General features: G+C 62.1%; 7 protein-coding genes and 2 pseudogenes. 4 read left to right on the top strand and 5 right to left on the bottom strand.

Features of this window, described 5'->3' with window-relative positions; genetic code table 11:
* Positions 1 to 473 (top strand): annotated as a pseudogene (locus tag HP547_RS23710) (hypothetical protein); the annotation flags it as partial.
* An 18-nt stretch (positions 474 to 491) separates the two neighbouring features.
* On the opposite strand, the gene hppD reads toward HP547_RS23710, so the two are convergent.
* Complete coding sequence (hppD, locus tag HP547_RS23705) at positions 492 to 1,568, bottom strand: 4-hydroxyphenylpyruvate dioxygenase (RefSeq protein WP_172287739.1); 1,077 nt, start codon at positions 1,566 to 1,568, stop codon at positions 492 to 494.
* Positions 1,569 to 1,867: 299 nt separating this feature from the next.
* Here hppD and HP547_RS23700 point away from each other — a divergent pair, with 299 nt between their 5' ends.
* Both HP547_RS23700 and rarD read left to right on the top strand, forming a co-directional pair.
* Positions 1,868 to 3,454 (top strand): cyclic diguanylate phosphodiesterase, encoded by a 1,587-nt coding sequence (locus tag HP547_RS23700; RefSeq protein ID WP_172287736.1) that lies wholly within the window; start codon positions 1,868 to 1,870, stop codon positions 3,452 to 3,454.
* Positions 3,455 to 3,487: 33 nt separating this feature from the next.
* Positions 3,488 to 4,375 carry an EamA family transporter RarD gene (gene rarD, locus HP547_RS23695; RefSeq protein ID WP_172287733.1) on the top strand — a complete coding sequence of 296 codons (888 nt, stop codon included), beginning with the start codon at positions 3,488 to 3,490 and terminating at the stop codon, positions 4,373 to 4,375.
* On the opposite strand, the gene HP547_RS23690 is transcribed toward rarD, so the two are convergent.
* Positions 4,338 to 5,909 (bottom strand): TerC family protein, encoded by a 1,572-nt coding sequence (locus HP547_RS23690; protein ID WP_172287731.1) that lies wholly within the window; start codon positions 5,907 to 5,909, stop codon positions 4,338 to 4,340. The two genes, rarD and HP547_RS23690, sit on opposite strands and share 38 nt — an antisense overlap.
* A gap of 291 nt (positions 5,910 to 6,200) precedes the next feature.
* Between HP547_RS23690 and HP547_RS23685 the strand changes: the two genes are divergently transcribed.
* Complete coding sequence (locus HP547_RS23685; RefSeq protein ID WP_172228530.1) at positions 6,201 to 6,782, top strand: LysE family translocator; 582 nt, start codon at positions 6,201 to 6,203, stop codon at positions 6,780 to 6,782.
* 102 nt (positions 6,783 to 6,884) lie between these two features.
* On the opposite strand, the gene HP547_RS23680 is transcribed toward HP547_RS23685, so the two are convergent.
* From HP547_RS23680 to HP547_RS23670, 3 genes and pseudogenes are all read right to left on the bottom strand, one after another.
* A complete protein-coding gene (locus tag HP547_RS23680; protein WP_172287728.1) occupies positions 6,885 to 7,667 on the bottom strand; it encodes an AraC family transcriptional regulator in 783 nt (260 codons plus the stop codon).
* Between the two features lie 44 nt (positions 7,668 to 7,711).
* Entirely contained in the window at positions 7,712 to 8,830 is a 1,119-nt protein-coding gene (locus tag HP547_RS23675) for a glycosyltransferase 61 family protein (protein WP_172287725.1), read from the bottom strand.
* A gap of 64 nt (positions 8,831 to 8,894) precedes the next feature.
* Positions 8,895 to 9,420, bottom strand: a pseudogene (locus HP547_RS23670) (hypothetical protein); the annotation flags it as partial.

The following is a 9,420-nucleotide window of genomic DNA, read 5'->3' as shown; positions in this document are numbered from 1 at the left end:
ACCCCATGGCCTATATTTCCGCGTTCATAAAGTCCGGGCGAGGCACGGAACTCGCATTCGATGTCCCTTCTTCGCCAAACGCCGCCATTCTCAGAGTTCAAACACCTGGGAGGAACTCCGGGGTAGTTGGCACTTTGTATGGCATTGAACTGCGCAAGGAACTGAAAAGCTTTCAGACCGGCCTGACGCTGATACTGGAATTCGGGGACCACTACATATGGACAGATGGCGACAGCCGCGACCCGGAACGCCCTTCACAGGACGAATTCAGCGAGTGGGCAGAGTCAAAAAAATATGGCTATACCGTCCGGGGCGGCTACAGCAAGGGGTATACCGCCAATGAGTTCCGCATGACCATAGCGCAAGTGCTACCTTCGCTGGCATTGGTCGGCGTAGCGACCTCACTGGTCTTGTACCTGGGCTTGATGAGAGCGCGCAAGGCCCACAGCGGCACCGCCGTCAGAGATGCATGACGGCGATGCAGGCGAGCATCAGTCGGTGCTCAGTACACCACGGCGTACCTGGTCGCGTTCGATGGATTCGAAAAGGGCCTTGAAGTTGCCTTCACCGAACCCATCGTCGCCCTTGCGCTGGATGAACTCGAAAAACACCGGGCCAAGCAGGGTTTCCGAGAATATCTGCAACAGCAGGCGCTTGTCGCCCGGTCGCGAGGCCCCATCAAGCAGGATGCCCCGGGCTTGCAGTTGGTCGACCGGCTCGCCATGACCCGGCAGGCGCTCTTCGAGCATTTCGTAGTAGGTTTGTGGCGGCGCAGTCATGAAGCGCATGCCGAAGCCTTTCAGGGCATCCCAGGTCTTGAGCAGGTCGTCGGTGAGGAAGGCCACGTGCTGAATGCCTTCGCCGTTGAACTGCATCAGGAACTCTTCGATCTGCCCGGCACCCTTGGAAGACTCTTCATTGAGCGGGATGCGGATCATGCCATCCGGCGCGGTCATGGCCTTGGAGGTCAGGCCGGTGTACTCGCCCTTGATGTCGAAGTAACGAATTTCACGGAAGTTGAACAGTTTTTCGTAGAAGCCGGCCCAGTAAGCCATGCGCCCGCGGTAGACGTTGTGGGTGAGGTGGTCGATGATCTTCAGGCCGGCACCTACCGGGTTGCGGTCTACGCCTTCGATGAAATTGAAATCGATGTCGTAGATCGAGCTGCCTTCCTCGAAGCGGTCGATCAGGTACAGCGGCGCACCGCCAATGCCTTTGATCGCCGGCAACCGCAGCTCCATCGGCCCGGTTTCGATTTCGACCGGCTGAGCACCTAGCTCCAGGGCGCGGGCATAGGCCTCATGGGCATTGCGCACGCGGAACGCCATACCGCACACCGACGGGCCGTGTTCAGCGGCAAAGTAGGAAGCGACGCTTTTGGGTTCGTTGTTCAGGATCAGGTTGATGCCGCCCTGACGATACAGGTGCACATCCTTGGAACGGTGGGTAGCCACCTTGGTGAAACCCAGTATCTGGAATACAGGCTCAAGCACGCCTGGGGTCGGCGAAGCCAGTTCGATGAACTCGAAGCCCAGCAGGCCCATTGGATTTTCGAAGATATCAGCCATGTTCGTGTCCTCATCTGCAGCGAAATATTATTGAGTGCGTAGGATGTCGAACAGAAATGGCGGTGAGCACGGTATGCCCCGCACGCTACGGGCGAGGAAGCCACCTATGATCAGCTTGAACCCATGGTATGTCATATGGACCCATTCTCGGCGGGTTTGATCCTTCGATGATGAAGGACCTTATTGTTGTATTCGTAAACCGATTCTACAGTGCGTAAAATGGTTTGTCGCGTTTTAGTTGCTCGGCCGTTCCGACAAACGGCTATCCTCTCGTTAGCTTTCATACAAGTCAGGTCAGCATGCCCCTTACCGCCAAACACCGCGCCGCGCTCAGCTGGCGCACCCTGCTGCCCTGGGTCGTCGGCGCACTCCCTGTGGTGTGTGGCCTGGGCGTGATGAACTGGCAGCTAGAACAGGAAATGCAGGCCAGTAGCCAGGCCACGACGCGCCAGGTTGTCGCGCAGGTCGAGCACATCCTCGATAACCTGGCCAGCGCTGCCAATACCCTGCTACCGCTCGCCGGAAGCCCGTGCGAGCAAGCCAAGCTGACGCTGCGTGCCCAGGTTACGCGCAATGCCTTCGTGCGCTCCACCAACCTGTTCAGCCACAACACCCTTTATTGCACTTCGCTGTTCGGTGACTTCGACGAGCCGGTCAACCCAGCCGACTACGTCGACGGCACGCTGTGGCTGATGGACGGCAACTCGGTCACTCCGGGTCATGCGCTGCTGGTCTACCGGGCCAGCGACGGTGACCGCGGCGCCATCAGTACCGTGGATGGCGACCATCTGCTGACAGCGCTGCGCCTGATCGGCCCCGATGAAGAGCTGCGCATCCGGGTGGGCGACAGGTGGATGGGCAAGGACGGTATCGTGCACAAGGGCGTACCGCCAGCCGCCGCCAGCGCGCATGTGCTGCTGGGCTCGACCCGCTACCCGTTCAGCGTGCAGGGCGGCTATGCCGCCGCGCAGCAGGGCCGGCTGTGGCGCAGCCACTATCCGGCACTGCTGGGCCTGCTGCTGGTGCTGGGCGCTGCAGCCGCCCTGGCCTGCCGCTGGCAGATCCGCCGCGCCAGCTCGCCCCGCGCCGAACTGCGCAGGGCGCTGGAGGCCGATGAATTTCTGCCATACTTCCAACCAGTGGTGCGCCAGGGTGATTATCGCTGGGCCGGCGCCGAAGTGCTGATGCGCTGGAACCATCCGCAAGAAGGCCTGGTACGGCCCGACCTGTTCATCCCCTACGCCGAACACAGCGGGCAGATCGTCGACATGACCCGCGCGCTGATGATGCACACCGCGCAGAGTCTGGCGCCGTATGCCGGGTTGCTGGAAGACGGCTTTCACATCGGCATCAACATCACCGCCGACCATTGCCGCGACCTGAGCCTGCTGGACGACTGCCGCACCTTCCTGCAGCACTTCCCACACGGTCGGGTGGTGCTGACCCTGGAGCTGACCGAGCGCAAGCTGATCGAGCCCACGCCCGTGACCCTGGAACTGTTCGAAAAACTCCATGCGATGGGCGTGATGATTGCCCTGGACGATTTCGGCACCGGCCAGTCCAGCCTCAACTACCTCCGCCAGTTCAAGGTCGACTACCTGAAGATCGACCAGAGTTTCGTCGCGCTGATCGGGGCCGATGCGCTGTCGGTGCATATCCTGGAAAGCGTTATCGAGCTGTCGGCCAAGCTGGGCCTGGGCATCGTCGCCGAAGGCGTGGAAACCGCAGCCCAGCGTGACTACCTGGCCCGCCACGATGTGGACTTCCAGCAGGGCTACCTGTTTGCCAAGCCCATGCCTGCGGCACAGTTTCTTGAAGCGCTGGCCGCCCGCCCAGGCGCGACACAGTTGCCGCAACGCACGCCCCCTGAGATCATGCGCGGCTGATTCACCCGCTCAACTCCCGTATTCGAGGCATTCGTGTCAAAAGGCATCGTTTCATCGGTCATGGCGTCCTGTCTGTTCGCTGTGATGTATTTCTATACCTCCCTGCTCAAGCCACTCGATGGCGAAGAGATCTTCGGCTGGCGCACCTTGCTGACCCTGCCCTGCCTCACCTTGTTCATGCTTGTCTCGAAGGACTGGAAACGTGTGGGTGAGCTGTTTTCGCGCATAAAACGTACACCGGCACTGTTGCTGGGCATGGTCGGTACTTCGTGGCTGATGGGCGTGCAGTTGTGGCTGTTCCTGTGGGCGCCCCTGCACGGGCGCAGCCTGGAAGTGTCGATGGGCTATTTTCTGCTGCCGCTGACCATGGTGCTCACCGGGCGGCTGGTGTATGGCGAGCGCCTGTCACACTTGCAGAAGGTAGCCGTGGCCTGCGCCGCGCTGGGCGTAGGCCACGAGCTGTACCAGCATGGCAGTTTTGCCTGGGAAACCCTGGTGGTGATGCTCGGCTACCCGATCTACTTCGTGCTGCGCCGGCGCTGCCGCACCGACCACCTCGGAGGCCTGTGGTGCGACATGTGCCTGCTGCTGCCGTGGGCGCTGTACTTCGTCATCCAGGGCCCGCTTTCCGGTGCCGACCTGCAGGCACACCCAGGGCTGTACGCGTTGATCCCGATCCTCGGGGCGATCAGCGCCTCGGCCCTGATCGCCTATGTACTGGCCAGCCGCTTGCTGCCGTTCAGCCTGTTCGGCCTGCTCAGCTACGTCGAGCCCGTGCTGCTGGTGGGCGTGGCGTTGCTGCTGGGCGAGAGCATCGGCCCGGATCAGTGGCTGACTTACCTGCCGATCTGGGCCGCAGTGCTGGTGCTGGTGCTGGAAGGCTTCAAGCACCTGCTGCGTCAGCGTCGCCGTTCGGTGTGAGCCGCACCTGGCGCACGCGGCGCTCCTCGACTGCCTCCACGGTCAGCGTCCAGCCATTCCAGGCCAGGCGGTCACCGACCATCGGCAGGCGGTCGAGCAGGCTCATCACCAGGCCGGCAAGGGTCTGGTAGTCCTCGGTGGCGCGGGCGCTGAAGCCGGTACGTGCTTGTACCTGGCTCAGGTTCACGGCACCACTGACCACAAAGGCTGGACCCTCCTGGACGATGCCCGGGCCTTCCACCTCGCTGGCATCCGGCAGCTCACCGGCAATCGATTCCAGGATGTCGGTCATGGTCAGCAGGCCGGTGAAGTCACCAAACTCGTTGACCACGAAGGCAATGTGGGTCGACTGGCCGCGCATCTGCTCCAGGGCGTTGAGGATGCTGAAGCTTTCCAGCAGGTTCAACGGCACCCGGGCCATGCCTTCAAGGTCTGGCTGGTTGCCCGATAGCAGTTCCTTGAGCAGTTCCTTCTTGTGCACAAAGCCCAGCGGCTCGTCGACACGGCCATCGCGAATCAACGGCAAGCGCGAGTACGGCGAGTTGGCGAGTGCCTGGGTAATGGCATCAGCCGGCTGCGCCAGGTCGATCACATCGACCTCGGTGCGGGCGGTCATGACCGTGCGAATCGGCCGCTCGGCCAGGTTCAGCACGCCACTGATCATTACTCGCTCGCGGCGGTCGAACACCACCTGCTCCTCGCCGCCCTCGACCAGGTCAGCAATTTCCTCGCCCACCTCGTCAGCTTCGACCCGGCGCCCACCCAGCAGGCGCAGCACGGCATGCGCCGTGCGTTCACGCAGTGGCCGGTGTTGCTGCACACTGCGTTTGCGACGGGCACGGGCCAACTGGTTGAACAGCTCGATCAGGATCGAGAAGCCGATGGCCGCGTACAGGTAGCCTTTCGGAATATGGAAGCCCAGGCCCTCGGCAGTGAGGCTGAAGCCGATCATCATCAGGAAGCCCAGGCACAGCATGATTACCGTGGGGTGGGCGTTGACGAAACGGGTCAGCGGCTTGCTGGCCACGATCATGATACCGATCGAGAAAATCACCGCGATCATCATGATCGACAGGTGCTCGACCATACCTACCGCAGTGATCACGGCATCCAGCGAGAACACCGCATCGAGCACCACGATCTGCGCGACAATCGGCCAGAACGCCGAGTGACGGGCCGGGCCGCTGGCCTGTGCCACATGGCCTTCCAGGCGCTCGTGCAGCTCCATGGTGGCCTTGAACAGCAGGAACACACCACCGAACAGCATGATCAGGTCACGGCCGGAGAAGCTCTTGTCGAACACCTCGAACAGCGGCGCAGTCAGCGTGACCATCCACGAGATACTGGCCAACAGGCCCAGGCGCATGATCAGCGCCAGGCTCAGGCCAATGACCCGCGCGCGGTCGCGCTGATGTGGCGGCAGCTTGTCGGCAAGGATGGCGATGAACACCAGGTTGTCGATACCCAGCACCAGCTCGAGGACGATAAGCGTCAACAGGCCCAGCCAGGCCGTGGGGTCGGCTAGCCATTCCATTAGCGGGTACTCACGACGGTAACGTCACAGGGACGGGGAACGGATGGCCAGGACGGCCGAAAACTGGGGGGCTCCGCGAAGGTGCTCATATAGGCCTTGATAACAGATTGGGAGAAAGATGCTACAAGCCCAGCAGGTTTATCTGATAGCGCAAAACTATTACAAAACCTGTAACAGCCCTGCTTGAACCCGGGCCACTTGTGCAAATCCGGGACGGGAGACTTTTCTTCAATACGCGAGGCCCGGGATGGCCGAGGATGGACGCCTCCCTTGACCATACGGATTGCCCTCATGAGCCTGTCCCTTTCCATGGCCGCTTTCGCATTGGCGGCCTCGATCTCCCCTGGCCCGGTCAACATCGTCGCGCTTGGCAGCGGCGCCCGCCACGGCCTGCGCGCCAGCCTGGCGCATGTGGCCGGTGCCACGCTGGGCTTTTGCCTGTTGCTGGTACTGGTCGGGCTGGGCGTGCATCAAATGTTGACGCGCTGGCCATTGCTGGGCCTGCTGTTGCACTGGGGCGGCGTTGCCTTCCTGCTGTACATGGCGTGGAAGCTGGCCAGCGATGGCGGCCGCCTGGGCAGCACTCAGACTGATCAGGCCCCCACGGCCTGGCACGGTGCGGCCATGCAATGGCTAAACCCCAAAGCCTGGCTGGCGGCGGTGGCAGGGGTTGGCGCCTATACCGGGGGTGAACAGCACTTGCTGTGGCTGTTTGCCTGGATCTATGGGCCGATCTGCTTCATCTCGGTAGCCAGTTGGGCTTGGGCCGGTAGTGTGATACGCCAGTACCTGAGCGACCCACGGCACATGCGCCTGCTTAATCGGGGCTTGGCAGCGTTATTGCTGGGCAGTGCGGTTTACCTGGTGATCTGAGGGCCTGTACCGGCCCTGTCGCCGGGCAAGCCAGTGCCCACAGGGTCGCATCAGGGCTGACAGGTGCTTGCCGCAAGAAATGCAACGCAGCGAAGGCCACACTCAGCTGTTTGCATTGCGGTAATGGCCCGGCGTTGCCGCCAGGTGCTGTTTGAATGCCCGTTGCAGGTGCGCCTGGTCGGCAAACCCGGCCTCCTGCGCCACCTCGGCGATCGCCCTGCCCTGGCGCAGCTGTGCGCGGGCCAGTTGCACGCGCTGGTCGAGCAGGTAGCCGTGCGGCGTCAATCCAAAACGTTGGCGAAACGCACGAATCAGGTAGGACCGCGACAGGCCGCAGGCCGAGCAGATGTCTTCCAGGCTCAGTGGGTCGCTGCGATGAGCGCGTATGAAAGCTGCGGCAGCGTCCAGTCGCGGGTTGCCCTCGTCAATCACGCTGGCCTCACCACCAAGCAACCCGGGCAATGCGCTGAACACGATGGCCAGGCGTGCTTCGCGATCCGCCACACTGGCATCGAACAGGTCTGCAAAGGCCTGCAACAGCCGCCGGTACAACACGGGCGAACGGCTCCAGGTCTGTGCCGGCAAGGCAAAATCCAGCGCCTGCAACCAAGGCCAGTCGACAAACAGCATCAGGTAGGACCATGTCTCGCCGGCAATGGGGTTGCAGGTATGCACCACGCCCGGGTTCATGAGGACTGTGGTACCCGCCTCCACCTCAATGCGCTGATCGCCATTCAGATAGGTACTGCGCCCACCGGTGATCACCCCAATGGAAAAGCTTTCGTGGGAATGTGCCGCATAGCACACCTGGCGCCCATCCCCTACCCGACGGGCTTCGACGAAAGGCAACGCAGGGTCGCGCCAGAACCGTGATACCTCGATCATCCCTCGCCCTTCTCGTCGCGGCCATGTGCCTGGATACTACACAGTTATCGGGGGAACAAGTCCAGCGTCCGCTCCACCTCGCCGATGTCGATCCTGAAGCCATCGCCCTCCGGTATGCCGACCACAAACCCGAAATGCTGGTAGTCACGGTCCGTCAGGTATTTGTAATAGCTGACAAAGCGGTTCGGCGGCTGCAAGGTCAGCAGGCTACCACCGGCTTGCAGCACATTGACCCCATGCACCAACTGGCTACCCTCGACGCCGACGACCACGTTAGCCCCGGCGCACGCTGCAACGATACTGGGCACATCGGACTTCAACGGGTTGACCACGCGAAAGCCCCGGGTGATGCGCAGGTGTTCGGCAAGCTCCAGTTCGTTGCGCAGCAGGCGCAGGTCGCCGTCGCCGCCACGCAGCAGAAACACCCCAGGGTGCGGGGCATGCGGCACATGCGAAAGCAGTTTGTCGCCCATGGCCTGGTAGCGGGCATGCCGACTGCGGTTGTTGCTCTGGTCATCGAACAGCACCAGTTCACGGAAGAACGCACTGCGCAAGCGCAGCGGTTTCATGCCCAGCCAGTCTTCGTAGGCCGGTGCCTGGGTAAACAGCGGAAACTTTGCCGAAGGCGCAATGGTCACCGGCAAGCCCTCGTTACAGGCCAGTGCATAGGTTGGGCAGTCTTCCATCAGCCAGGTGCCGAACCACGAATTGCCGTTTTGCGTGCAATAGACGGCCGCACGGTCGATCTCGTTGTCGACGATGATGGTCGGAAAGGTACTCGGTTTCTGCGACAGCCAGTGGCTGGCCTTGCCCTTGTACAACGCCCCGTCGACCAGCCATGCATTCTTGATCAGGTAGCCTCGGGTGGGCCCTTGCGAGGTAATGATGCCGCCCTCCATGGTGCGCGCCGGGTGCTCGTAGGGGTAGAACCGCTTGCCCTCCCAACCCGTCACCCGTTCCAGCTGGCCGGGCAGGTAGAGGGCCGGCGGCGAAACCGTGACCTCACCTGGGGCGATGTCCCAGCTTTTGTCGGCGATGCTTTTCAGGTCCAGGGCCCGGTGCTTGCCCAGCCGTTTACGCGCCATGTAGCGGTAGGCGGCCAGGGTCCAGGTATGCTGCCTGGCTGCGGGAGATGCACTGAACTGCGAGATATCGCCTCCCATGAAGCGTCCTCCCTAGATGACGAGCCTGGCGCGGGGCGCCGATCAATGGTTCACAGGCAACGACTCAGCTGCACGCAACCCGTTCCAGGGTGGGCGGCGACTGCAGGTTGGCATAGCGGCTGCGCAAGCTCTCCACGAACGGCTCGCCCTCGGCGTTGCCGCCATAGAGGTAGATCTTGTGCAGCCCGCCGAACACCATTTCATGATAACGGCTGGCCACTTCCTCACTGCTTGGCCCGTCGGGCAGCCCCAGGTGCAGGGTCAGCTTGTCGCCTTCAACCGCGAACATCGGCGTGTCCCAGAGGAACTTCGCCGTACCGGTCCTGGGCAGGCGGACGAACAGGTAGGCATGGTTGCCCAGCGAGTCGATGTCACCCCCACGGCGGCGCTTCCATTTCAACAAGCCGTCATCAGGGCGCGCCAGGCACAGGCCGATATCGTAATAATCGAAGCCCTGCTCGAGGGCCCACTCGAGGGCCATGAAGGTGGTGATCGAGTTCACCTCGCGCAACTTCTTGGCATCGGCAAATACCGCTTCGCAATAACCGAAACGCAAAGTGCTCCAGTAACGCTTGCCGCCGCGCACCACT

Source organism: Pseudomonas sp. CM27 (genome assembly GCF_013179515.1).
GTDB lineage: Bacteria > Pseudomonadota > Gammaproteobacteria > Pseudomonadales > Pseudomonadaceae > Aquipseudomonas.
This window is presented reverse-complemented; position numbering and strand designations above follow the sequence as displayed.

What these genes read in the sequence shown, in the direction of transcription:
- HP547_RS23690 (WP_172287731.1), bottom strand. Translation starts at nt 5,909, where the DNA reads ATGGAATGGCTAGCCGACCCCACGGCCTGGCTGGGCCTGTTGACGCTT.
- HP547_RS23680 (WP_172287728.1), bottom strand. Translation starts at nt 7,667, where the DNA reads ATGATCGAGGTATCACGGTTCTGGCGCGACCCTGCGTTGCCTTTCGTC.
- HP547_RS23685 (WP_172228530.1), top strand. Translation starts at nt 6,201, where the DNA reads ATGAGCCTGTCCCTTTCCATGGCCGCTTTCGCATTGGCGGCCTCGATC.
- hppD (WP_172287739.1), bottom strand. Translation starts at nt 1,568, where the DNA reads ATGGCTGATATCTTCGAAAATCCAATGGGCCTGCTGGGCTTCGAGTTC.
- HP547_RS23675 (WP_172287725.1), bottom strand. Translation starts at nt 8,830, where the DNA reads ATGGGAGGCGATATCTCGCAGTTCAGTGCATCTCCCGCAGCCAGGCAG.
- HP547_RS23700 (WP_172287736.1), top strand. Translation starts at nt 1,868, where the DNA reads ATGCCCCTTACCGCCAAACACCGCGCCGCGCTCAGCTGGCGCACCCTG.